Origin of the sequence: Microlunatus kandeliicorticis (genome assembly GCF_014137855.1) — a bacterium.
GTDB lineage: Bacteria > Actinomycetota > Actinomycetes > Propionibacteriales > Propionibacteriaceae > Microlunatus > Microlunatus kandeliicorticis.
In genome coordinates this window covers 612,231-635,864 of record NZ_JACGWT010000003.1, presented here as the reverse complement: position 1 = coordinate 635,864, position 23,634 = coordinate 612,231, and the positions used below count along the sequence as shown (strand labels likewise).

Genomic DNA, 23,634 nt, shown 5'->3' with positions numbered 1-23,634 from the left:
GGGCCGTCGCCGCCGGTGGGCTGTGGGTGCTGCTCCGCGGTTCGGGCGGACTGTGGACGGCCGGAGACGCGAGAATCCGCCCCTCGATCCCGGACGACACCGGCGGCCACGCTCAGCGGCTGCGCCGGTCCGGATCGAGGGGCGGACTCCTGCGCGGCTAGCCCTCGGCGAGGAAGACGTACCGGGCGATCAGCAGCAGGGCCACCACGTAGAGGATCGGGTGCACCTTGCGCGGCTGTCCGCTGAGCAGCTTGATCAGGCAGTAGCTGATCACGCCGAAGCTGACGCCGTTGGCGATCGAGAAGGTCAGCGGCATCGCGATCACGGTCAGGAAGGCCGGGACGGCGACGCTGATGTCCTCCCACTCGATGTGTTTGAGCCCCTCGGCCATCAGGGCGCCGACGATGATCAGTGCGGGGGCGGTGGCCGCGCCGGGCACGGCACCGGCGAGTGGCCAGAGGAACATCGAGGCGGCGAACAGGATCCCGACGAAGCCGGCGGTCACGCCGGTCCGGCCACCCTCCTCGATGCCGGAGGCGCTCTCGACGTAGGCGGTGGTGGTCGAGGTGCCCATCAGCGCGCCGAACATCGCGGCCAGACCGTCCATCGAGAAGGTCAGCCGGGCCCGCGGCATGTCGCCGTTGGCGTCCAGGTAGCCGGCCCGCTGTGCCAGCCCGGTCAGGGTGCCGGTGGCGTCGAAGAAGTCGACGAAGAAGAAGGTGAAGATCACGTTGAGCGCGCCGAGCTCGAGCGCGGCGACGATGTCGAGGTGCCCGATCAGGTCGGTCGGCCAGACCGGGAGCGCGAACGGCAGCCCGCCGGAGAAGCCGTTGAAGGCCACCAGCGCGTTGTCCGCGCCGCTGAACACCTTGGCCCGGCTGACGATCGCGATGATCGAGGTGACCAGGATGCCGAAGAGGATCGCGCCCTTGACCCGCAGCCGCATCAGCACGGCGGTGATGATCAGGCCGATGATCGCCACCCAGGCGGTCGGGCTCTTGAGCGACCCGAGCCCGATCAGGGTCGCCTCGTTGGCCACCACGATGCCGGCGCTCTTCAGCCCGAGGAAGGCCAGGAACAGCCCGATGCCCGCGGTGATCGCGTACTTCAGCCCGGTCGGGATGGCCCGGACGATCGCCTGCCGCGCCCCGATCACGCTGAGCACCACGAACAGCGCACCGGAGACGAACACCGCGCCCAGCGCGGTCTGCCAGGGGTAGCCGAGCCCCTGGACCACGCTGTAGGCGAAGAACGCGTTGAGCCCCATGCCGGGGGCCTGCGCGAACGGGTAGCGGGCGACCAGACCCATCACCAGCGAACCGAAGCAGGCGGCCAGACAGGTGGTGATCACCAGCTGGGTGAACCCGTTCGGCACCTTGATCGCACTCGACAGCACCTGCGGGTTGACGAACAGGACGTAGCTCATGGTGAGCCAGGTGGTGAACCCGGCCCGCAGCTCGCGCGGGATCGTGGACCCGGCGGCGGTGATGCCGAAGTAGCGGTCGAATCCGGACACCTTGGCGAGCGGGGTCCGGGCCGGCGGGGCTTGCGTCGCGGTCATGCGGCCTCCTTGGGGCGGGATGACGGTGCGGTGGATGGGTTGCGGGGACGCCCACCGGAGGCGGTCGTCAGGTCACCACCGACCCACACCGCGGCCACGTCGCCCGGAGTGGACAGGGTGAAGATCTTGGCCAGCGCGTCGGCGGCGTCCTCGGCGTGGGCCAGGTTCGTGGCGAAGGTGCTGCCCGGGCTCGGACGCAGCCAGCTGGCGTCGAACTGCTTCCCGACCCCCAGGTCGCCGACCCGGTCGTCGAGCCCGAGGGCCCGGGCGCCGGCCCGGGTGATCAGGTAGAGCAGGTGGGTGCTGGTCAGCGGCAGACCGTCGGGCCCGAGCAGCTGCTGGGCGAAGTAGGCCTGCAGCCCCTCCTTGACCAGCGAGAACCCGGTGCCGCCCCCGACGTCGCTGCCCATCGCCACCCCGACGCCGTGCTCGGCGTGCCGGCGCAGCGGGAACAGCCCGCTGCCCAGCGAGGCGTTGCTGGTGGGGCAGTGGCTCGACCAGGCACCGACCCGGGCCATCAGGTCGAGCTCGGCGTCCGTGACGTGGACGTTGTGCGCGATCACGCTCCGCGGGCCGAGCAGCCCGTGCTTGTCGTAGGTGTCGAGGTAGTCGTCGCTGCCGGGGAACAGCTCGCGCACCCGGTCGACCTCGCGGAGGTTCTCGTTCGCGTGCGAGGTGAACGCCACCCCGTCGGCCGCCTCGAGGAGCTCGCCGCAGACGGCGAGCAAGTCGTCGCTGGTCGACAGCGAGAACCGCGGGGTCACCGCGTAGCGCAACCGACCGCGTCCGTGCCAGCGCTCGATCAGCCGGCGGCCCTCGGTCAGCGCCCGGTCCGGGTCGGTCAGCAACTCGTCGCGGAGCACCCGGTCGCTCACTACCTGCCCGGCGGTGATCCGCAGGCCGGACCGCTCGGCGGCCGCGAAGAAGACGTCCGTCGCGGTGGCGAAGTGCGCGCCGAAGACCAGCGCGGTGGTGGTGCCGGCCGCGGCCAAGCCGGTGAGGAAGTCCTCGGCCACCGCGGCGGCGTAGCGGTCGTCGGCCAGCCGTGCCTCCTCGGGGAGCGCACACCGTTCGAGCCAGTCGAGCAGCGGCATCCCGAGCCCGCCGATCACCCGGACCTGCGGGTAGTGCACGTGGGTGTCGACGAACCCGGGCAGCAGGACGCCGTCGGTCAGGTCCTCGACCGGCTCGCCGGGGTGCGCGGCGCGGAGCTCGGCGTACGGACCGCGGGCGGTGATCACACCGTCGCGGACCAGCAGCCCGGCGTCGGTCTCGGCCCGCAGCGCGTCCGGGCCGTCGGTGAACGGGTCGCCGGGCACGTCGAGGACGGTGGCGCGGTAGAGGGTCATCGCCGGGCCCGCCCTTCGACAGGCTCAGGGCGCGTCCCGGCAGGCTCAGGGCGCGTCCCGGCAGGCTCAGGGCGCGTCCCGGCAGGCTCAGGGAGCGTCCCGACAGGCTCAGGCCCTTCGACAGGCTCAAGGCGCGGCCCATCGACGAGCTCAGGGGGCGGGGCTCCGACGGGCTCTGTTCGGCGGGTCTGGATCCGCTCGATCAGCTGGGCGGCGACGCCGACGGCGATCACCACCGGTTCCTTGCCGGTGAGCGCGGGCAGCCCGATCGGTGAGCAGATCCGGGTGACCACGTCGGCAGTGTGCCCGTCGGCGAGCAGCTTGGCACGGAAGCGCGCCCACTTGGCCCGCGAGCCGATCAGCCCGACCAGACCGAGCCGGTGACCGGCCGCGATCCGTCGGAGCGCGGCGTCGCAGAGCGCGTAGTCCTCGGCGTGGTCGTGGGTCATGATCAACACCTGGGCGTCGTCCGGCAGCCGCTCGAGCACGGTCTCGCCGAGCGGCGTGCGGTGGACGGTGACGTCGGCGGCGCCGTCGGTGATCTCGGCCAGCCGGAGCGGATCGAGCTGCTCGTCCCGGCTGTCCACCAGGTGCAGCGCGATCTCCAGCCGGGACAGGATCCGGGCCAGCTCGAAGCCGACGTGGCCGACCCCGAACACGGCCACCGTCGGACGAATCGGCAGCGGCTCGAACAGCAGGGTCACCACCCCGCCGCAGCACTGCCGGCCGTGCGCGGTGCGGGCGTGCTCGTTGAGCGCGGACCGCCAGGTCACCGGAGCCGTCGCGCCAGTGTCGATCATGGTCGCGATCATCGACCGGGCCCGGTCGATCGCGGTCTCCTCGAGGTTGCCGCCGCCGACGCTGCCCCAGGTGCGGTCGGTGCCGACCACCATCTTGGTGCCGGGGTCGCGCGGGGCGTGCCCGCGCACCTCGACGACGGTGACCAGGACGCCGGGGACGTTCTCGCGCCGCAGCTGCTGCACGGTGCTCAGCCAGTCCATCGCCGCCTCCTCAGGCCTGCGCGTACGAGCCGGAGACGGCGCTGACCTCGGCACCGGAGTGGTTGCCGGCCGCGTAGGCCTCGGAGGCCGCCGAGGCGGCCAGTGCCGGTTCGGGACGTCCGCGCCGGGCCGCCTCGACCGCCCAGAACACCGCCTCCGGGGTGGCCGGGCTGCCGAGGTCGACCTCGATCCCGCCCGGGCCGAACGCGGCCACCGCCTGCCGCAGCGCCTCGCGGACGCTGAAGGCCAGCATCAGCGGCGGTTCGCCGACCGCCTTCGAGCCGTAGACCACCCCCGACTCGGTGGCCCGCTCGAACAGGTGGACGTGGAACTCCTCGGGCATCTCGGAGAAGCTCGGCAGCTTGTAGGTGCTGGCCGCCTGGGTGGACAGCCGACCGCGGTTCGGGCCGTCGGTGGTGTCCCAGCGCAGCTCCTCGAGGGTGAGCCAGCCGGTGCCCTGGACGAAGCCGCCCTCGATCTGCCCGACGTCGATCAACGGCGACAGGCTGTCCCCGACGTCGTGGACGATGTCGGTCCGGCGCAGCCGGTAGGCACCGGTCCAGCCGTCGACCTCGACCTCGCTCAGCGCCGCGCCGTAGGCGAAGTACTTGAACGGCTCGCCCTGCATCCGCTCGGCGTCCCAGTGCAGGCCCTCGGTCCGGTAGAAGCCGGCCGCCCACAGCTGCACCCGTTGGTGGTAGGCGGCGCCGACCACCTCGGCGAAGGTCAGCTGCCGGTCAGCGAAGCCGATCCCGGTGACCACGCCGTCGACGAACCGGACGTCGGCGGGGTGGCAGTTGATCATCCGGGCCGCGACGTCGGCCAGCCGCTCGGTGATCTGCTCGCAGGCGTTCTTGATCGCGCCGCCGTTGAGGTCGGCGCCCGAGCTGGCCGCGGTGGCCGAGGTGTTGGGCACCTTGTCGGTCCGGGTCGGGGCGAGCCGGACGGTGCTCATCGGCACCCCGAGCGCGGTGGCCGCGACCTGCAGCATCTTGGTGTGCAGCCCCTGACCCATCTCGGTGCCGCCGTGGTTGATCAGCACCGAGCCGTCCTTGTAGACGTGCACCAGCGCGCCGGCCTGGTTGAAGGCGGTCAGGTTGAACGAGATCCCGAACTTCACCGGCGTGATCGCCAGCCCGCGCTTGGTGTCCTCGTGCGCCGCGTTGAACGCCTCCACCGCGGCCACCCGGTCGAGGTAGCCGGCGCGCTGCTGGAGCTCGGACCAGATCGCGGTCAGCCGCTCGGCGTGCCGGACCGGCTGGCCGTACGGCGTGGCCTGGCCGGGCGCGTAGAGGTTGCTCCGGCGGAGCTCCTCGGCGCTGATCCCGAGCTGCGGCGCGCACCGGCCCAGGATGTCCTCGATCACGATCATGCCCTGCGGGCCGCCGAAGCCGCGGAACGCGGTCTGGCTGGTCTTGTGGGTCTTCGCGATCCGGCCGTGCACCTCGATGTCGGGGATCCAGTAGGCGTTGTCGATGTGGCAGAGCGCCCGGGCCAGCACCGGCTCGGACAGGTCGAGGCTCCAGCCGCCGTCGGAGGTCAGGGTCGCCCGCAAGCCGGTGATCCGGTGCCGCTCGTCGAAGCCGATCTCCCACTCCGCGTGGAACGGGTGCCGCTTGCCGGTCATCGTCATGTCCTGGGTGCGGTTGAGCCGCAACCGGACCGGACGTCCGGTCAGGGTGGCCCCGAGCGCGGCGACCGCGGCCAGCCCGTGCGGTTGCATCTCCTTGCCGCCGAACCCGCCCCCCATCCGCAGGCACTGGACGGTGACCGCGTGGCTGGGGACGCCGAGCACGTGCGCGACGATCTCCTGGGTCTCGCTCGGGTGCTGGGTGGAGGACTGGACGAACACCTGGCCGCCCTCGTCGACCAGGGCCAGCGAGCACATCGTCTCGAGGTAGAAGTGCTCCTGGCCGCCGAACTCGAACACGCCCCGGAAGCGACGGTGCGCGCGGGCCAGCCCGGCGTCGGCGTCGCCGCGGCTGACCGTCCGCCGGGCGCCCTGGAAGCTGCCGGCCCCGATGGCCTCGGTCAGGGTGAGCACCGAGGGCAGCGGCTCGTAGTCGACGGCCACGGCCTCCGCGCCCTGCCGGGCCGCCTCGAGCGTCTCGCCGAGCACCCAGGCCACCGCGTGCCCATGGAACATCACCTCGGTGGGGAAGAGCGGTTCGTCGTGCTTGATCCCGGCGTCGTTGATCCCCGGGACGTCGTCGGCGGTGAGCACCCGGACCACGCCGGGGACGTCGAGCGCCGGGCTGACGTCGAGCGCGGTCACCAGGGCGTGCGCGTGCGGGGCGTTGACCGGCCAGGCGTGCAGCACGCCGGGGGTGCGGGTGATCAGGTCGTCGGTGTAGAGCGCCGCGCCGGTGACGTGCAGCGCGGCCGCCTCGTGCGGGACCTCCCGGCCCACCGCCGGGTTGGCCGGCCGGTCGGCGAGCGGGCCGTGCAGCGAGCTGGCGCTGGCGCCGTCGTAGTTGGTGCGGGTCATGCCGACACCTCCCCTCGGGTCCGGGCGAAGAACTTGAGCAGGGCGGTGCGGAGCATCGCGGTGCGGTAGGCGGCGCTGGCCCGGTGGTCGTCGAGCGGGGTGCCCTCGGTGGCCAGCCGGTCGGCCGCGGCGCGGACCGCTTCGCGGGTCCACGGAGCCCCGGTCAGCTGCTCCTCGGTGGCCCGGGCGCGCAGCGGGGTGGCCGCCACCCCGCCCAGTCCGATCCGGATCCGGGCGACCCGGTCGCCGTCGAGGTCGAGCGCGAAGGCCACGGCGACGCTGGAGATGTCGTCGAACCGGCGCTTGGCGATCTTGTGGAACGCGGTGTGCGCGGCCAGCGGCCGGGGGATCCGGACGGTGGTGATCAGCTCGTCGGGCCGGCGCACCGACTGCCGGTAGCCGGTGAAGTAGTCGGCCAGCGCCACCTCGCGGGTGCCGGTCGCCGAGGCCAGCACCAGCCGCGCCTCGAGCGCGAGCAGCACCGGCGGGCTGTCGCCGATCGGCGATCCGGTGCCCAGGTTGCCGCCCAGGGTGGCGCCGTTGCGGATCAGTCGCGACGCGAACTGCGGGAACAGCTCGGCCAGCAACGGGACGCTGCCGTCGAGCCGGCGCTCGATCTCGCTGAGGGTCAGCGCGGCCCCGAGGTCGATGGTCTCGTCGTCGGCGGTGCAGGCGCGCAGCTCGGGCAGCCGGTCGACGGCGACGGTCAGCGGCGCGCGGCGGTGCCGGAGGTTCAGCTCGACGCCCCAGTCGGTGGACCCGGCCACCACCCGGGCGTCCGGACGCTCGGCGATCAGCCGGAGCGCTGCGGCCAGGTCGGCGGGCCGGACGAAGTCGCCCTGGTCGCCGGTCACCGTCACCGGTGCGGCGGGTGGGGCCGGGCGCCGGGTGCGCTGGTGGAGCGGGTCGTCGTCGGCGGGCCGGTCGAGTGCGTACGCGGCGTCGCGGATCGGCCGGTAGCCGGTGCAGCGGCAGAGGTTGCCGCTCAGCGCGTGCAGGTCGAAGCCGTTCGGCCCGTGCTCGTGATCATGACCAGCCGTGGCGTGCTGGTCGGCGGCGCGTTCGGGCCGGTAGTACTCAGCGGCCATCGAGCAGACGAACCCGGGCGTGCAGTAGCCGCACTGGGATCCGCCGCGGACGGCCATCTCGCGCTGCACCGGGTGCAGGGCGTCGACGGTGCCCAGGCCCTCGGCGGTGATCACCTCCTGCCCGGCACAGCCGGCGGCCGGCACCAGGCAGGAGTTGATCGCGGTCCAGCGGGTGCGGTCGTCGCCGTCGGGTCGGGCCACCAGCACCGAGCAGGCGCCGCACTCGCCCTCGGCGCAGCCCTCCTTGGTCCCGGTCAGCCCTCGGCTCCGCAGCCAGTCGAGCAGCGTGACGTGGCCTCCGACGGGACCCAGCCCGAGCGGCCGGCCGTTGACCGAGACGCTCCCGACGCCGGTCCCGCCGTGCTGTGCGGCCGCGGACTCCTGCGGCACCCGACCCTGCATGACGACCCCCGTCCTTGCGCGTCCGTGCTCACGCGCATTGTCCGTGCGCTGACGTCCCACCCGCCACGGCTGTGACGAAGTTGGCGCATGGTTGTTACGGGCTCTTGCAGGCGACGGCCGGTTGTCCATGCGGAACGACCGTCGATGCGCGGGACACTAGCGGCTGCTCCCGAGGGGCGCCAGACTTTTCGGAACCTTTTTTCCGATCTGCGGAAAGACGACCGGCTGACCACCGGGCCGCTGGCGTGCGAGAGGGTGGACCGGTGGCACGCACCCTGGCCCCCGGGCAGCAGACCGAGATCACGATCGGCTTCACCGACGGACGTCCGCCGGAGCTGGTCCACCGCAGCAGCGAGGTGCTGCTCGAGGCGCCGAACTGGACGGTCGACGGTGAGGCGCTGATCGTCAACGGTGACGGCGTCCTCTGGCGGCTGCCGGTGGCCGGCGGCGAGCCGGTGCGGATCGCGCTCGACGTCCCCGAGCTCAACAACGACCACGTGCTGCACCCCGACGGCGAGCAGGTGGTGGTCTCGGCCAACGACGGGCACCTCTACCTCGGGTCGCTGTCCGGTGGTGCGGCCCGGCGGATCACTGACGACCACCGGACCGACCACGGACGCCGGTTCTTCCACTTCCTGCACGGGATCAGTCCCGACGGCCGCACGCTGGCCTCGATCGGGCTCGAGCTCGGCGCGGACGGCTGGACCGGCGCGCGCACCGCCGACGTCTATCTGGTCGACGTGGCCACGGGCGCGGAGACCCGGCTGACCCACGGCGAGGCGTTGACCGACGGTTGCGAGTTCAGCCCGGACGGCGAGTGGATCTACCTCAACACCGAGGCCTTCGCCCGCCGGCCCGGGCACGCCCAGATCGCCCGGATGCGGCCCGACGGGTCCGGGCTCGAGCAGCTCACCGACGACGACCGGGTCAACTGGTTCCCACACTGGGAGCCGAGCGGGCGGCTGGCCACCTTCATCAGCTTCCCGACCGGCACCGAGGGCCATCCGGCCGACCTGCCGGTGGAGCTCAAGCTGGTGCGCGACCACGACTGGGCCGGTGCGGAGACCGTGGTGTCGCTGTTCGGTGGCCAGGGCACGATCAACGTGAACAGCTGGGCGCCGACCGGCGACCGGTTCGGCTACGTCGCCTACCCGGTCTGAGCCGGCGTGCCCACCGTCGAGACCCCGGCGCTGTCGCTGCACTACCGCGAGGCCGGTGACCCGGACGGGTCGCCGGTGCTGCTCGTGCACGGCTGGCCCGACGCCGCCGTCGGCTGGCAGCCGCTGGTCGACCGGCTCGACGGCACGGGGCTGCGGCTGATCGTGCCGGACAACCGGGGCAGCGGCGGGACCCGGTTCCGCACCGCCGACACCCCGCGCGACGGCACCGCGGTCGCGCTGACCGCCGACGTGCTCGACCTGGCCGACGCCCTCGGTCTCGACCGGTTCGCGGTGGTCGGACACGACTGGGGCGCGCGCACCGCCTACGGTCTGGCGGCCCTCGCCCCGGACCGGGTCGAGCGGGTGGTCGCGCTCGCGCTGGGCTACCAGCCGGGCGGCCGGTTCGCGGTGCCCGAGCGCTTCGGGCAGAGCCGGAACTTCTGGTACCAGTGGCTGATGTGCTTCCCGGCCGGGGCGGACTCGATCGCCGCCGACCCGGTCGGGTTCGCCCGCCTGCAGTGGGAGACCTGGAGCCCGTCCGGGTGGTGGACCGAGCAGGACTTCGCCGTCACCGCGGAGACCTTCGGCCCGGACTGGCTCGCGGTGACGCTGTCGAACTACCGGTCGCGCTACCTGCCCGACGAGCCGCGCGACCCGCGCTACGACCCGCTCCGCGAGCGGTTGGCCGGCGTCGAGTTTCTCCGGACGCCGACCCTGATGATCCAGGGTGGTGACGACCGGTGCGACCCGCCGGTCGAGTCCGAGGGCCTCGAGCCGCACTTCGCGGACTACCGACGGGTGGTGCTCGACGGGGTCGGGCACTTCCCGCACCGCGAGGCACCGGACACGGTCGCCGGGCTGGTCCGCGACCACCTGGCCGCCTGACCCCAGCGGCGGCTGCCTAGATTGGGCGTCGGTCACCGACGACGGAGGAGCACACCATGGACGTCCCGCAGGTCGATGTCTCCCGGCTGTCGGTCGACCTCAGCGGTCGGGTCGCGGTGGTCACCGGTGGTGCGTCGGGGATCGGGGCGGCGACCGCCGCCCTGCTGTCCCGCTCCGGGGCCGCGGTCGCCGTGCTCGACCGCGCGGCCGAGCCTGCGGCCGCGGTCGCCGACGAGCTGCCCGGCTCGACGCTGGCGCTCGGCTGCGACGTCACCTCCTCGGCGTCGGTGGCCGAGGTGGTCGAGCGGGTCGAGGCCGGGCTCGGCCCGGTGGACGTGCTGGTCAACTCCGCCGGCATCGTCGCGCTCGCGCCGGCTGAGCAGCTGACCGACGAGCAGTGGCGGACCACCATCGAGGTCAACCTGACCGGCACCTACCTGTGCTGCCGGGCGTTCGGTGAGCGGATGATCACCCGCGGCCGCGGGACGATCGTCAACCTCGCCTCGCAGGCCGCGAACGTCGGGCTGCCCGAGCACGTGGCCTACTGCGCCTCCAAGGCCGGCGTGCAGGGGATGACCCGGGTGCTCGCCCTCGAGTGGGGCGGGCGCGGGGTCACCGTGAACACCGTGTCCCCGACCGTGGTGCTGACGCCGCTGGGCCGGCAGGCCTGGGACAACGAGAAGGGCGAGCGGCACCGGGCCGAGATCCCGGCCGGACGGTTCGCGGTGCCCGAGGAGATCGCCGCGGTGATCGCGTTCCTGGCCTCCGGGGCCGCCGACATGATCAACGGCGCCGACCTGGCCGTCGACGGCGGGTTCACCATCCGCTGACGGGCTCGGGCGCCGCGCCGGTCGCGCTGGCGGACGGTCAGTCCTCCGACTCGGCCTCCACCTGCTCGACCAGCCGGTCGACCTTCTCGACGTACTCCTTCGGCTTGGCCTTGCTCTCCAGCCCTCCCGCGGACATCCAGCGGACCTTGCCGAGCACCGGGCGTTCGGTCCAGCCGCGGTCGTGGGTGCCGAACAGCCAGGAGACGTTGGCGAAGCTGTTCGCGTCACGGCCGTCGAGGAAGTACTTGTTGTTGAGGTAGAGCGTGGTGCGGAAGGCCGTCTCGGGGCTGGAGGACCACTCGATGATCTTCTTGCCCCAGTACATCCGCATGTAGTTGTGCATGTAGCCGGTGTGCACCATCTCGCGCATCGCCGCGTTCCAGTACTCGTCGTGGGTCTGCGCCTTCTCGAGCTGGCTGCGGGTGTAGGCGTTCTTGCGCTCGTCCGCCTTGTGCTCGTTCAGCGTCTTCTTCGCCCAGTCGGGGATCGCTGCGTAGCTGTCGTAGCGCTTCTCGTAGAAGACGAAGTTCATCGGCAGCTCGCGCCGGACGATCAGCTCCTCGAGATAGGCGTCGGCGTTGCTCCCGCTGTGCTTCTTGATCTCCAGCGCGATCTGCACGGGGGACAGCTGGCCGTAGTGCAGGTACTTGCTCATGTGCGACACGTCGTCGGTCTGTGGCTGGTTCCGGTTCTTCTCGTAGGTCGAGAAGCGGTTCTTGAGGAACGCCCGCAGCACCTTCAGCCCCTCGGTGGTGCCGCCGGTGAACAGCGGCACCGGCGGCACGCTGTGGTCGATCGTCAACGAGCCGAGCAGCGCGTCGAGGTCGGACAGGTCCTCCCCGCTGACCCGGGGCTTCGTGGTGTTCTGCAGCCGGGTGGCGCGCAGCGGCACCAGGAACCGGTCGAGGTGCTGGGTGATCTTGGGCCGGATGGTCCGGGCGGCGTGCTCAGCGTGGTCGGAGACGAGCTCGACCGGCACCACCACGTCGCTCTCCACCTGCACCACGGCGCACCCGACCGAGGAGGCGACGTCCTCGCGCCACTGCCGCTGGTGCCGCAGGTAGCCGCGGTCGACCACCACCAGCGCCGCGTCCTTCGCCAGCCGCTCGGCCACCGCGGCCGGTTCGCCCTTCTGCAGCACGAAGGCGATGTCGCGCTTGCCCAGCTCCGCCTCGACGTCGGCGAGGCCCTCGAGCAGGAACCGGTAGTGCCGGGCGTTCGCGTCGGGGTAGTCGTCCATCAGCCCGAAGGCGACCAGCAACGGCAGCTCGAGGTCGTTGGCGCGGTGGATCGCGAACTCGAGCGCGTGGTTGAAGCTGGCGCGCGCCGACTGCTGCATCCAGTAGAGGACGTAGCGGCCGTCGGCGTCGTCCGGCCCGGTGGGCTCGTCGTGGTCGTTGAGGTGCTGGACGCGCTCGGCCTGGATCCCCGGGTAGACGTCCTCGCCACCCGTGCCGCCGTCGGTCTTCTTCGCCGCCATGGCGGGACATTACGTGCCGCTCAGGACCGCGGATGCGGCGGGCGCTACGGTCGTGGTCGTGAAGATCACGCCCGCCCGCGACGTCCACACCGCCCCGCTGGTCGCCCTCGGTCTGGTCGGCGGCTACCTGGCCGCCCGCGAGACCGGCATCCGCTGGCTCGGTGGCGTGCTGCTCGGCGCGGCCGGCGGGTACGCCGGGCGGACCTGGCTGCGCAAGGCCGGGCCGGGGACGACCGCTGTGCTGTCGGCGCTCTACGTCGGCGGGTTCGGCGCCTCGCACCCGCTGGCCAAGAAGATCGGTCCCTGGCCCGCGGTGCTGGCCGTCACCGCCGCCTCGGCCGGGGCGTCGTACGCGCTGGTCGACGCCCGGCGCTGACCGAGGACGACGTGAGCGCCGCCGACGCCGTCGCCTGGTGCCCGCCGGGCTGGACCTGGCGGACCCCGCGACCCGACGACGTCGACGCGCTGATCCGGCTCCGGGCCGGACAGCAGGAGCGGATGACGGGTTCGGGCCGCCTCGACCCCGAGCTGGTCCGCTCCGAGGCGGTCGGCACCGGGTCGTGGACCCGGCGCCAGCGCGTGGTCGCTGACCCCGACGACGTCGTCCGGGCCTGGATCCAGGTGCACGACCGGGCCGCCGGGCGGGTCGGTGTCGACCTGACCGCCGACCCCGCGCTCGGTGCGCTGCTGTCGGCGGGGGACACCGACCGGCTGGCCGCGGCGCTGCTGGCCTGGGCTGCGGCCGCCGCCGAACCGGTGATCAGGCTGCGCGGGCTGGAGTCCACCCAGCTGTCGGCGATCGCCTACGCCGACGACGACCGTCAGCGGCGCTGGCTGGCCGCCGCCGGGTACGCCTGCGTCCGCACCTGGCTCGAGATGGTCCGGCCGGTGACCGCGGCGGAGGCGGCACCGGACGCGTTTCCGCCGCCGCGACCGGGGGTGCATGTGCGGGCGGTCCGCACCCACCCCGACGGCCTGCCGCTGGCCGACGACCTGCAGCTGGTGCACCAGGTGCTCGAGGAGTCGTTCGTCGACCACTTCAACTCCTACCGGGAGAGCTTCAGCGAGTTCGTCCAGCGGCTCCGCGAGGACCCCGGGCACCGGTGGGACCACTGGTGGCTGGCCATGATCACCGACGCCGACGCCGAGGATCAGGGCGACGACCGGACCGAGCGGATCGGTGGGGCGGTGGTCAGCACCGTCCTCGCGCCCGACGCCGCCGGCGTCGAGGGTTCCTACATCGACTACATCGGGGTGCACCGGTCGGCGCGCGGTCGCGGCGTGGCCAAGGCCCTGCTGCACACCGTGATCACCGACACCGCGGCCCGCGGCCGCAACCGGGTCGCCCTCGAGGTCGACGCCGACTCGCCGACCGGCGCCGACGGGCTCTACCGCTCGCTCGGCTGGGAGACGGCCTACCGGACCGAGTCCTGGCACCGCACGCTCGCGCTCTGACCCTTCGAGCTCGGGGCGTCGCGGCTCGGGCAGACGCCCTTCGACAGGCTCAGGGCACCGTGGTGGAGAACGCGCCCTGAGCCCCACCCCCGGCGCCCTGAGCCTGTCGAAGGGCGGGCCTAGAGCGCGAGGTGGGTGAACCGGCCGGCGACCATAGTCGCGGCCACCCGCACCGCACGGAGGGCGGCGCCCGCCTCGGCGGTGCCGTCGACCCGCGGCAGCGGGTCGTGGTCGAGCAGCACCAGGTCGGCCGGCATCCCGACGGTGATCATCGGGTGCCCGTCGGTGCTGGCGATCAGCGCCTCGGCGGCGGTGATCGCCTCGTCCGGGTTCCAGGGTGGACGCTCGTCGGCCGACCGGTGCACCGCCGCGGCCATGGCCAGCCACGGGTCGAGTGGCGAGACCGGGGCGTCGGAGCCCAGCGCCAGCGGCACCCCGGCGTCGAGCAGCGAGCGCAGCGGGAAGCACCGGTCGCCCCGGTCGGGCCAGAGCTGGGCGGTGACGTCGCGGTCGTCGAGCAGGTGCGCGGGCTGCACGCTGGCCCGGACCGGCAGGGCGGCCATCCGGGCGTGGTCGGCGCGCCGCATCAGCTGGGCGTGCTCCACGGATCCGCGCGCACCGGTGGCCGCGAAGGCGTCGAGCGCGTCGGCCACCGCTGCGTCGCCGATGGCGTGCACCGCCGCCTCGATCCCGTGCGCGTCGGCCCGGGCCAGCAACCGCTGCAGCTCCTCCGGCCCGACGTTCTGGGTGCCGCGCGGTGCGGGCAGCGGCACCCCCGGGTAGGGCTCGCAGCAGTAGGCGGTGCGGGTGTTGAGCGACCCGTCGGAGATGATCTTGAGCGGACCGGTGCGGAGCAGCGGGAGGGCCGGGTCGACCGGGTCACCGGTCCGCAGCCCCCGGCTGATCACGTCCTCGAGCGCGTCGGGATAGCTGGCCGCCCGGATCCGTAACCGGTCGACGCCGGCGGCCATCCGCGCAGGCCACTCGGCGACGTTGGCGGCGAACTCGAAGTCGGTCACTCCGACCACCCCGTGGGCGGCCGCGTCGGCCACCGCCTCGCGATAGGCCCGCAGCACGGTGGCCGGAGAGACGGTGAGCGCCTGCAGCTGCGGGATCACCGCGAACCACTCGTTCTCCTCGAGCGGGGTGTCGCGGCCCGGCAGCCCGAGCAGCCGGAGCGCGGCCGTGTTGAGCCAGCCGTTGTGGGCGTCGCCGCTGGTCAGCGCGACCGGACGGTCCCCGACCACCGCGTCCAGCTCGGCGACCGTCGGCTGCCGGGCCCACGGCCCGGACCGGTAGCCCTGGCCGAGCAGCGGCGTCGGGGGGTCGGCGTCCGAACCGTCGTCGGGGCGGGTGGCCAGGTGCCGGACGACACGGGCGACGACCTCCTCCGGCCCTGCCGAACCGGTCAGGTCGAGCCGGGTGCGGGCCAGCGCCCACTGCCCGAGGTGGACGTGCGCGTCCCAGAGCCCCGGGATCGCCCAGCGTCCAGCAGCCTCGGTCACCGGCTCGCCCGGCAGCCGCTCCAGCTCCGGCTCGATCGCGGTGATCACCGGCTGCTCGCCGTCGGACCAGCGGAGGTCGACCGTACCGGCGCGGTCGGTGCCGATCGGGCCGGGCCCGGGACGGACCAGCCGGACACCACGGATCAGGGACACGGGCCCTTTCTACCGGTCCGGGGTCGGGCCGCAGGCACGGGTCCGGCAGCTGTCGGAGCAGCCGCGCACGGCCGCCGTGGCGATCTTGACCGGGCCCGTCGACACCCCTCTGGACAGCGCCGTCCGCAGTGGCATGATGTGGCGCAGCCATCGAGGTTCTGGAGGTCGTCGTGGACCAGGGAAGACTCCGTGAGCTGGCCGATCAGGCCACCGTGCGGCTGCTGAACAAACCAGGAACCGTGTCGTCGAGTCGCGGCGGCTGGATGATGATCGCCACGATCCTGATCGAGGCCTGGGACCTCTACGCCATCTCGTTCCTGCTCGTCTTCATCAAGGCCGAGTACAACCCGTCGGCGGTGCAGCTCGGCCTGCTCACCGCGGGCGTCCAGGGCGGTGCGCTGATCGGCGCACTGATCGGCGGGTTCATCGCCGACCGACTCGGACGCAAGCGCGTCTTCGTGCTGACCATGGTGCTGTTCATCGTGCTGGCCATCGCCCAGGGCTTCAGCCAGAACGTGGTCGACCTGATCATCATCCGGTTCCTGATCGGCATCCCGCTGGGCAGCGACATCGCCAACGGCTACGCCTACATCATGGAGTCGATGAGCAAGGGTGCCCGCGAGCGGATGGGCTCGCGCTGGCAGTTCATGTTCGGGGTCGGCGAGGTGTTCGCCATTCTGGTGATCACCCTGATGTACGTCAGCGGCATGGACCACGAGCTGCTCTGGCGGATCGGCCTCGGGCTCGGCGCGATCCCGGCGGCCATCCTGCTGATCGCCCGGCTCGACCTGCCCGAGACCCCGCTCTCGCTGATCCACCGCGGCCGGTTCGCCCAGGCCAAGGAGACCTCGCAGCGGCTGTTCGACGACCCGCTGGAGATGCTCCCGGCCGAGGACGTCGTGATGGCCAAGCCCAGGGTCGGGGACTTCCTCAAGGTCATCTGGGCCGACCCGGTGAAGAAGCGCGCGACGATCTTCGGCTGGATCAGCAACGCCTGCCAGGGTGCGGAGTTCACCGCGTTCGGCTTCTACCTCCCGGTCATCCTGGTGGTCGCCGGGGTCGGGGTCTCCAGCAGCGGCAACATCACCGGCACCAACCTGATCACCGCGATGATCTACGTGCTGGCCACCATCGCCGGGTTCACCGCGCCGCTGATGCTGTCCCGGATCGGCCACCGCGGCGTGGCGATGTGGGGCTTCGGGCTGGCCTTCGTCGGTCTGGTGGTCGGCGCCTTCGCGCTCAAGTACGACTGGAAGGTGATCATCGTGATCGCCGCCTGCGTGCTGATGTGGGGGCACTACTGGGACGCCTCGAACGGGATGACCATCACCTCGATGGTCGCGCCGCCGCGGTTCAAGGCGACCGCCTCGGGCTTCGGGTACGTGTTCGTCAAGGCGGCCTCGTTCTTCGGTGCCTTCATCTTCCCGATCATGAACGAGGCCTGGGGCAAGTTCGGGGCCACGCTGGCCGTCGCGGTGCTGTCGGCGATCGGCTTCCTGTCGGCCAAGTTCATCCTGCCCGAGATGTACGGCTACGTGGAGCGCGAGGAGGCCGAGGCCACCCAGCAGGCCGGGGTCGGCACCGCGTCCTCGTGATCCCGGTGACCGGCGGCGACCGCCCGCGCACCCGCGCCGGGCGGCACGGGATACTGGGCCAGTGACCGGCGACCAGGTACGCGTGGTGACCGCCGGCGAGACGATGATGCTCGTCGCGCCCACGGGGCCGGGGCGGCTCCGGCACGCCGGGGCGCTGAGCGCGTCCGCCGGCGGGGCGGAGAGCAACGTGGCCATCGGGCTGAGCCGGCTCGGCGTCTGCAGCCGGTGGCTCGGCGCGGTCGGCGACGACGAGCCCGGCCAGCTGGTGCTGCACCGGATCCGCGCCGAGGGCGTCGACACCGGCGCGGTGATCGTCGACCCGACCCGCCCGACCGCGCTCTACCTGCGCGAGCAGGTGGCCGGCGCCACCCGGGTCTACTACTACCGACGGGGCTCGGCCGGCTCCGCGCTCGCGCCGGGATGTCTCGACCCGGCGGTGCTCGACGGCGCCGAGGTGCTGCACCTGAGCGGGATCACCGCCGCCCTGTCCGAGAGCTGCGCCGGCTTCGTCGACTGGCTGCTCGACCAGGCCCACCAGCGCGGGCTGCTGGTCAGCTACGACGTCAACTACCGCAGCCGGTTGTGGGCCCCGGAGGCGGCCCGGGCGGCCACCGAGGCGGTGCTCGACCGGGTCGACCTGCTGCTGGTCGGGCACGAGGAGGCGCGAGCCCTGTGGGGCTGGGACGACGACACCGCGCTCGACCGGCTGGCCGAGCGCGGCCCGGCGGAGACCGTGCTCAAGCGCGGTGCACGCGGCTGCGTCGCCCTGATCGACGGCGTCCGGCACGAGGTGGACGGCTTCGCCGTCACCGAGGTCGACCCGATCGGGGCCGGCGACGCGTTCGCCGCCGGATACCTGGCCGCACGGCTGGCCGGTGCGGAGCCGGCCGACCGGCTGCGGACCGCCAACGCGATGGGCGCGTTCTGCGTCCAGAGCCACGGTGACTACGAGGGCCTGCCCAGCCGGGCCGAGCTCGAGGCGTTCACCGACCAACGCGAGGACCTGGGGAGATGATCATGGGGGAGCCGTCCGACCTGCTCGGCGGGGTCTACGTCGCCAACGTCAGCCCGATGCGCGACGACGACCGGTGCAGTCTCGACGTCGAGGCCTACCTCGGCCACGTCACGTGGCTGGCCGGGCACGGCGTCCGCGGCATCGTGCCGTTCGGGACCAACGGCGAGGGCCCGGTGATCGCCACCGGCGAGAAGCGGACGGTGCTCGAGCGGCTGTTCGCCCTCGACCTGCCCGACGGCTTCCAGCTGGTGCCCACGGTGGCCGAGGGCAACCTGCCCGACACCCTCGACCAACTGGCCTTCCTGGCCGGGGCGCCGGCGACCGCGGTGCTGGTGCTGCCGCCCTACTACGTCAAACCGGTCAGCGCCGAGGGGCTCGAGCTCTTCTACCGGCGGGTGCTGGACGCCACCGACCACCCGGTGATCGTCTACCACATCCCCAAGTACGCGGTCGGGGTCCCGGCCGAGGTCGTCGGCCGGCTGCCGGTGTGGGGGGTCAAGGACTCCGACGGCTCGCCCGGCTACGCCGAGGCGGTGCACGAGGCCGGTCGCGGGGTGCTGCTCGGGACCGAGGACGACGTGCCCGGTGGGCTGCGGATCGCCGCCGGGACGATCTCGGCGCTGGCCAACGTCGTACCGGACCTGATGGTGCAGCTCTACGACCACGTCCGGGCCGGCCGCGACGACGAGGCGGCCGCGCTGGCCGGTCACCTCCGGCAGGTCCGCGCGATGACCAAGCAGCACACCTCGGTGGCCGTGCTCAAGCGGCTGGCCGGCGAGCGCCAGGGCCGTTCGCTCGGCACCGTCCGGCCGCCGCAGCTGCCGCTGCCCTCCGACTACGACGCGGCCACCGCCCTGGCCACCGCGCTCGACACCCACGCCGGCTCCCGGGGCTGAGCGGAGGACCGGGATGAAGATCACCAGACTGACCACCTACGCGGTGCCGCCGCGCTGGCTGTTCCTCAAGATCGAGACCGACGACGGCTCGGTCGGCTGGGGTGAGCCGATCGTCGAGGGGCGGGCGGCCACCGTCGCCGCCGCGGTCGACGAGCTGTCCGATGCGCTGATCGGCCGCGACCCCCGACGGATCGAGGACCTCTGGCAGCTGATGTACCGCGGCGGCTTCTACCGTGGCGGCGAGGTGCTGATGAGCGCGATCGCCGGGGTCGACCAGGCGTTGTGGGACCTGACCGCGCGGTACCACGGCGTCTCGGTGGCCGAGCTGGCCGGCGGACCGGTCCGCGACCGGATCCGGGTCTACTCCCACGTCGGTGGCGGCAGCACCGACGAGCTCACCGCCTCGGCCCGGGCCGCGGTGGCCGGTGGGTTCCGGGCGATCAAGCTGACCGGCACCGAGGCGGTCGGTTACGTCGACAGCCGGGCGACCATCGACGCGGCGGTGGCCCGGATCGCCGCGGTGCGTGAGGCCGTCGGACCGTCGGTCGACATCGCCGTCGACTTCCACGGCCGGGTGCACAAGCCGATGGCCCGGGTGCTGCTCCGCGAGCTCGAACCGTGCCGGCTGATGTTCGTCGAGGAACCGGTGCTGAGTGAGAACCTCGACGCGGTCCGCGACCAGCTGGCCGGCAGCGCGATCCCGATCGCCCTCGGCGAGCGGTTGTTCTCGCGGTGGGACTTCAAGTCGGTGCTGGCTTCCGGGACGGTGGACATCATCCAGCCCGACCCCAGCCACAGCGGCGGCATCACCGAGACCCGCAAGATCGCCGCGATGGCCGAGGCCTACGACGTCGCGCTCGCGCTGCACTGTCCGCTCGGACCGATCGCGCTCGCCGTCTGCCTCCAGCTCGACGGGATCTGCCACAACGCGGTCATCCAGGAGCAGAGCCTGGGGATCCAGTACAACACCGAGAACGACCTGCTCGACTATCTCGTCGACCCCTCGGTGTTCGGCTACACCGACGGCTGGGTGGACATCCCGCGCGGACCCGGGCTCGGCATCGAGCTCGACGAGGCGATGATCACCGAGCGGGCGGCGGTCGGGCACCGCTGGCGCAACCCCCTGTGGCGGCTCGAGGACGGCTCGGTCGCCGAGTGGTGAATCGCTGAGCCGGCGGGAGGAGACACCGTGACCGTTGTGCAGGAGCTGCTGGACCGCGAGGTGGCGGCCGGCCGGATCCCCGGCGCGGTGGCGCTGATCGGGCGCGGTGACGACGTCGAGGTCACCACCGCCGGCTGGACCGATCTCGAGCGCAGTGCCCGGCTGCGCCGCGACAGCGTCTTCCGGATCGCCTCGATCGGCAAGCCGCTGCTCGCCGCCAGCGCGATGATCATGGTCGAGCGCGGACAGCTGGGGCTCGACGACGACATCACCCGCTGGTTGCCCGAGCTGCAGGACGTCCGGGTGCTGGCCCGGCCGGACGGGCCGCTCGACGAGACCGTCGCGCTGGCCAGGCCGATCACCGTCCGGCACCTGCAGACCTTCACCAGCGGCTGGGGCTTCCCCGACCACTTCGACTGGCCGGGCGTCGCTCCGCTGTTCGAGCGGCTGCTGCAGGGTCCGCCGCAGCCGCAGCAGGTGCCCGCGCCGGACGAGTGGCTGCGCCGGCTGGCCACGATCCCGCTGCTGGCCCAGCCCGGCGAGCGCTGGCTCTACAACCTCAGCGCCGACCTGCTCGGGGTGTTGCTCAGCCGGGTCTCCGGCCGGCCGCTCGGCGCGCTGATGGCCGAGCTGCTGTTCGAGCCACTGGGGATGGCCGACACCGGCTTCGCCTTCCGACCCGACCACGCCGACCGGCGGACGTCGTACTACCGGCCGACCGCCGAGGGCGGGCTCGCGCTGGCCGACGGTCCGGACGGGCAGTGGGACGCCGAGCCGGTCAATCCGTCCGGGGCCGGTGGGCTGGTCTCGACCGTCGACGACTGGGCGGCGTTCGGCCGGTTCCTGCTGGCCGGCGGGACGGCGCCGGACGGGAACCGACTGCTCAGCGCGGCGGCGGTGGCCGAGATGATCGCGACCGACCACACCACCAGCCGGCAGCGGGCCGACGCCGACCTGTTCCTCGCCGGCCAGGGCTGGGGGTACGGCGGCTCGATCGATCGCGACCGCCGGAACCCGTGGAACCGGCCCGGCCGCTACGGCTGGGTCGGCGGCACCGGGACCGCGGGGTACGTCTTCCCTGGTCCGGGGGTGGTCGCGGTGCTGCTCACCCAGGTCGAGCTCGGCGGGCCGGGGGAGAACCAGGTGATCGGCGCGTTCTGCACCCACGCGGCCGAGGTCGCCGACCGGTCCTGAGCGCCTACGCTCTGCAGATGAGCACCGACCGGATGGCCCCCGACGTCCCGGCCAGCCCCGCCGTAGCCGCGCCGGAGGGCGCCGGGTGCCCGGTCCGGACCGGGACGGCCGTCCGCGGCTGCCACCGCAAGGCGGTGCGGGCCGACGACGCCGCCCGGCCGGCGTTCGAGCACCGGGTGACCGCGGCCGGCGAGCGTTGGGTGGTCCGGTCGTTCGCGGCCGCCCGCACCGTGCTGCGGGCCGAGGACGCCGCCCTGCAGGCCGGGTTCGGGGCGGAGGACCAGCAGCTGGGCGACCTGCGCCGGCCGATCCTCTACCTCGACGGTCCCGACCACCGGGCGCAGCGCAGCGCGACCGCCCGCTACTTCGCGCCCAAGGTCACCGAGGGCTACCGGTCGATGATGGAGACCTTCGCCGACAGGCTGTTGACCGGGTTCGACGCCGGGCGTCCGGTCGACCTGACCCGGCTGTCGCTGCAGATGGCCGTCCGGGTGGCCGGTCAGGTGATCGGGCTGACCGACTCCCCGCCCGGACTCACCCGGCGGCTCGAAGGGCTGTTCCGCACCGGCGACGCCGGGCCCGGGCCGGTCGGCGCGGTCCTCGGGCGGTTGCGGCGGCTCAACCCGATGGTCTTCTTCGCGCTCGACGTGAAGCCGGCGATCCGGGCCCGGCGGAAGTACCCGCGCGAGGACGTGATCAGCGAGCTGATCAAGCGCGGGTTCAGCGACCTGGAGATCCTCACCGAGGCGCTGACCTTCGGCGCCGCGGGGATGGCCACCACCCGCGAGTTCATCAGCGTGGCCGCCTGGCACCTGCTCGACGACGACGGCCTGCGTGCGCACTACCTGGCCGCCGACGCCACCGAGCGGCAGGCGGTGCTGGCGGAGATCCTCCGGGTCGAGCCGGTGGTCGGCCACCTCTACCGCCGGACCACCGAGCCGCTCACCCTCACCGACGGCGACGAGACCGTCGAGCTGCCCGCGGGGACCCTGGTCGACCTCGACCTGCGCGCGGTCAACGCCGAGGCCGCGCTGGTCGGTGCCGACCCGCTGGTCGTCGCGCCGGGCCGCGAGCTGCCCCGGGGTGTCGGACCGAGCGTGCTGAGCTTCGGCGACGGTCACCACCGCTGCCCCGGCAACGCGATCGCCCTGCTCGAGAGCGACATCCTGCTCAGCCGGCTGCTCGCCCGCGACCTCGAGGTCGTCCAGCCGCCGCAGCTGCACTGGAACGACTTCATCGAGAGCTACGAGATCCGCGACTTCGTGCTCCGCGACCGCGCCGGCCGCTGACCCGTGCCCTGAGCCTGTCGAAGGGCAGGGCCGACCGTCCGGCGCCGAGCGGCGTGCACTAGAACGGACGGATGAAGCGCGTCGTCTACACCGAGACCGGGGACCCGGGAGTCCTGCAGCTGACCGAGGCCGAGAGCCCCGAACCCGGACCGGGTGAGGTGCGGGTGCGGCTCCGGCGGGCCGGGGTCAACCCGACCGACTGGAAGTCGCGCACCGGCAGCGGACCGGGGCAACCGGTCGACCCGCCGCAGACGCCCGGGCAGGACGGCGCCGGGCTGATCGACGCGGTCGGCGAGGGCGTCGACCCGGCACTGGTCGGACTGCCGGTGTGGGTCTGGGAGGCAGCCTTCCAGCGGCCGTGGGGGACCGCCGCCGAGCAGACCCTGGTCCCGGTGCATCAGGCGGTGAGCCTGCCGGATCCGCCCGACGGGTCCGATCCGTTCGATCTCGGCGCCGCGCTCGGGATCCCGTTCCTCACCGCCCACCGCTGCCTGACGGTCGCCGAGAACGGGCCGCAGCGACTCGGGCCGGGCACGCTGGCCGGACGCACGGTGCTGGTCGCGGGCGGAGCCGGCGCGGTCGGCAACGCCGCCATCCAGCTGGCCCGCTGGTCCGACGCGACGGTGATCAGCACGGTCAGCAGCCCGCAGAAGGCGCAGTCAGCCGCCGCGGCCGGGGCCGACCACGTGATCAACTACCGCAACCAGGACGTGGTCGCCGAGCTGCGCAAGATCGCGCCGCACGGTGCCGATCTGATCATCGAGGTGTCACCCGGACCGAACGCGGCGATCATCGCCGGCGGCCTCGCGGTCGGAGGCACGGTGGCGATCTACGCCAACAACGGCGGCGACGAGGTCACGCTCTCGATCCGGCCGCTGATGACCACCAACGCCCGGCTCCAGTTCGTGCTGGTCTACACCGCCCCGCACGAGGCCAAGCTGCGCGCGGCCGAGGACGTGGTCGCCGGGGTCACCGCCGGGGCGATCCGGGTCGGTGAGCCGGTCGGCCTGCCGCTGCTGCACTTCAGCCTCGAGGAGACCGCCCAGGCCCATCAGGCCGTCGAGGACGGCGCGGTGGGCAAGGTGATCATCGACATCACCGACTGAGCCGCCCGGTCCGAGCCTCG

Annotated in this window: 19 protein-coding genes; 12 read left to right on the top strand and 7 right to left on the bottom strand. The window is 73.0% G+C overall.

What is annotated here, in order from left to right; translation table 11 throughout:
• Positions 1–157: 157 nt before the first annotated feature.
• Genes FHX74_RS12045 through FHX74_RS12025 form a run of 5 tightly spaced genes read right to left on the bottom strand, consistent with a single transcriptional unit; the run spans position 158 to position 7,889 of the window.
• Positions 158–1,561: an NCS2 family permease gene (locus FHX74_RS12045; RefSeq protein ID WP_182560342.1), complete on the bottom strand. Its 1,404-nt coding sequence runs from the start codon at positions 1,559–1,561 to the stop codon at positions 158–160.
• Positions 1,558–2,910 carry a guanine deaminase gene (gene guaD, locus FHX74_RS12040; RefSeq protein ID WP_182560341.1) on the bottom strand — a complete coding sequence of 451 codons (1,353 nt, stop codon included), beginning with the start codon at positions 2,908–2,910 and terminating at the stop codon, positions 1,558–1,560. Before guaD ends, FHX74_RS12045 begins: the two co-directional genes overlap by 4 nt.
• Positions 2,907–3,911, bottom strand: coding sequence for a xanthine dehydrogenase accessory protein XdhC (xdhC, locus tag FHX74_RS12035; protein WP_182560340.1), 1,005 nt, complete (start codon positions 3,909–3,911; stop codon positions 2,907–2,909). The genes guaD and xdhC overlap by 4 nt, the downstream gene beginning before the upstream one ends.
• Positions 3,912–3,921: 10 nt before the next feature.
• On the bottom strand, positions 3,922–6,399 hold the full coding sequence (gene xdhB / locus FHX74_RS12030; protein WP_182560339.1) for a xanthine dehydrogenase molybdopterin binding subunit: 2,478 nt from the start codon (positions 6,397–6,399) through the stop codon (positions 3,922–3,924).
• A complete protein-coding gene (locus tag FHX74_RS12025) occupies positions 6,396–7,889 on the bottom strand; it encodes a xanthine dehydrogenase small subunit (RefSeq protein ID WP_182560338.1) in 1,494 nt (497 codons plus the stop codon). The genes xdhB and FHX74_RS12025 overlap by 4 nt, the downstream gene beginning before the upstream one ends.
• 263 nt (positions 7,890–8,152) lie before the next feature.
• Between FHX74_RS12025 and FHX74_RS12020 the strand changes: the two genes are divergently transcribed.
• Genes FHX74_RS12020 through FHX74_RS12010 form a run of 3 tightly spaced genes read left to right on the top strand, consistent with a single transcriptional unit; the run spans position 8,153 to position 10,764 of the window.
• Complete coding sequence (locus FHX74_RS12020) at positions 8,153–9,049, top strand: TolB family protein (protein WP_182560337.1); 897 nt, start codon at positions 8,153–8,155, stop codon at positions 9,047–9,049.
• A gap of 6 nt (positions 9,050–9,055) precedes the next feature.
• Positions 9,056–9,934, top strand: a complete 879-nt coding sequence (locus FHX74_RS12015; protein ID WP_182560336.1) for an alpha/beta fold hydrolase — start codon at positions 9,056–9,058, stop codon at positions 9,932–9,934.
• Between the two features lie 56 nt (positions 9,935–9,990).
• The gene (locus FHX74_RS12010; protein WP_182560335.1) at positions 9,991–10,764 is read left to right on the top strand and encodes a GolD/DthD family dehydrogenase; all 774 of its coding nucleotides are present in this window, start codon (positions 9,991–9,993) and stop codon (positions 10,762–10,764) included.
• A 37-nt stretch (positions 10,765–10,801) separates the two neighbouring features.
• On the opposite strand, the gene FHX74_RS12005 is transcribed toward FHX74_RS12010, so the two are convergent.
• Entirely contained in the window at positions 10,802–12,244 is a 1,443-nt protein-coding gene (locus FHX74_RS12005) for a deoxyribodipyrimidine photo-lyase (protein ID WP_182560334.1), read from the bottom strand.
• A 58-nt stretch (positions 12,245–12,302) separates the two neighbouring features.
• Here FHX74_RS12005 and FHX74_RS12000 point away from each other — a divergent pair, with 58 nt between their 5' ends.
• Complete coding sequence (locus FHX74_RS12000) at positions 12,303–12,620, top strand: hypothetical protein (protein WP_182560333.1); 318 nt, start codon at positions 12,303–12,305, stop codon at positions 12,618–12,620.
• A gap of 11 nt (positions 12,621–12,631) precedes the next feature.
• Positions 12,632–13,699 (top strand): GNAT family N-acetyltransferase, encoded by a 1,068-nt coding sequence (locus tag FHX74_RS21115; RefSeq protein WP_220483775.1) that lies wholly within the window; start codon positions 12,632–12,634, stop codon positions 13,697–13,699.
• 119 nt (positions 13,700–13,818) lie between these two features.
• Here the strand turns inward: FHX74_RS21115 and FHX74_RS11990 are convergent, their stop codons facing one another.
• The gene (locus FHX74_RS11990; protein ID WP_182560332.1) at positions 13,819–15,357 is read right to left on the bottom strand and encodes an amidohydrolase; all 1,539 of its coding nucleotides are present in this window, start codon (positions 15,355–15,357) and stop codon (positions 13,819–13,821) included.
• Positions 15,358–15,527: 170 nt separating this feature from the next.
• On the opposite strand from FHX74_RS11990, the gene FHX74_RS11985 reads away from it, so the two are divergent.
• The 7 genes from FHX74_RS11985 to FHX74_RS11955 all read left to right on the top strand — a co-directional run bounded on the left by FHX74_RS11985 (position 15,528) and on the right by FHX74_RS11955 (position 23,614).
• On the top strand, positions 15,528–16,952 hold the full coding sequence (locus FHX74_RS11985) for an MFS transporter (RefSeq protein ID WP_182560331.1): 1,425 nt from the start codon (positions 15,528–15,530) through the stop codon (positions 16,950–16,952).
• 61 nt (positions 16,953–17,013) lie between these two features.
• Positions 17,014–17,967: a sugar kinase gene (locus tag FHX74_RS11980; RefSeq protein ID WP_328823784.1), complete on the top strand. Its 954-nt coding sequence runs from the start codon at positions 17,014–17,016 to the stop codon at positions 17,965–17,967.
• A complete protein-coding gene (locus FHX74_RS11975) occupies positions 17,964–18,863 on the top strand; it encodes a dihydrodipicolinate synthase family protein (protein WP_182560330.1) in 900 nt (299 codons plus the stop codon). Before FHX74_RS11980 ends, FHX74_RS11975 begins: the two co-directional genes overlap by 4 nt.
• A 13-nt stretch (positions 18,864–18,876) precedes the next feature.
• Complete coding sequence (gene dgoD, locus FHX74_RS11970; RefSeq protein WP_182560329.1) at positions 18,877–20,025, top strand: galactonate dehydratase; 1,149 nt, start codon at positions 18,877–18,879, stop codon at positions 20,023–20,025.
• 27 nt (positions 20,026–20,052) lie between these two features.
• Positions 20,053–21,219, top strand: coding sequence for a serine hydrolase domain-containing protein (locus FHX74_RS11965; RefSeq protein ID WP_182560328.1), 1,167 nt, complete (start codon positions 20,053–20,055; stop codon positions 21,217–21,219).
• Positions 21,220–21,236: 17 nt separating this feature from the next.
• The gene (locus tag FHX74_RS11960; RefSeq protein ID WP_220483774.1) at positions 21,237–22,508 is read left to right on the top strand and encodes a cytochrome P450; all 1,272 of its coding nucleotides are present in this window, start codon (positions 21,237–21,239) and stop codon (positions 22,506–22,508) included.
• Positions 22,509–22,579: 71 nt separating this feature from the next.
• Positions 22,580–23,614, top strand: coding sequence for an NADPH:quinone reductase (locus FHX74_RS11955; RefSeq protein WP_182560327.1), 1,035 nt, complete (start codon positions 22,580–22,582; stop codon positions 23,612–23,614).
• Positions 23,615–23,634 lie beyond the last annotated feature (20 nt).

Excerpts from the sequence above, each read along its gene's own strand:
- FHX74_RS12045 (WP_182560342.1), bottom strand. The coding sequence starts at position 1,561 with ATGACCGCGACGCAAGCCCCGCCGGCCCGGACCCCGCTCGCCAAGGTG.
- guaD (WP_182560341.1), bottom strand. The coding sequence starts at position 2,910 with ATGACCCTCTACCGCGCCACCGTCCTCGACGTGCCCGGCGACCCGTTC.
- xdhC (WP_182560340.1), bottom strand. The coding sequence starts at position 3,911 with ATGGACTGGCTGAGCACCGTGCAGCAGCTGCGGCGCGAGAACGTCCCC.
- xdhB (WP_182560339.1), bottom strand. The coding sequence starts at position 6,399 with ATGACCCGCACCAACTACGACGGCGCCAGCGCCAGCTCGCTGCACGGC.
- FHX74_RS12025 (WP_182560338.1), bottom strand. The coding sequence starts at position 7,889 with ATGCAGGGTCGGGTGCCGCAGGAGTCCGCGGCCGCACAGCACGGCGGG.
- FHX74_RS12010 (WP_182560335.1), top strand. The coding sequence starts at position 9,991 with ATGGACGTCCCGCAGGTCGATGTCTCCCGGCTGTCGGTCGACCTCAGC.
- FHX74_RS12005 (WP_182560334.1), bottom strand. The coding sequence starts at position 12,244 with ATGGCGGCGAAGAAGACCGACGGCGGCACGGGTGGCGAGGACGTCTAC.
- FHX74_RS11975 (WP_182560330.1), top strand. The coding sequence starts at position 17,964 with ATGATCATGGGGGAGCCGTCCGACCTGCTCGGCGGGGTCTACGTCGCC.
- dgoD (WP_182560329.1), top strand. The coding sequence starts at position 18,877 with ATGAAGATCACCAGACTGACCACCTACGCGGTGCCGCCGCGCTGGCTG.
- FHX74_RS11960 (WP_220483774.1), top strand. The coding sequence starts at position 21,237 with ATGAGCACCGACCGGATGGCCCCCGACGTCCCGGCCAGCCCCGCCGTA.
- FHX74_RS11955 (WP_182560327.1), top strand. The coding sequence starts at position 22,580 with ATGAAGCGCGTCGTCTACACCGAGACCGGGGACCCGGGAGTCCTGCAG.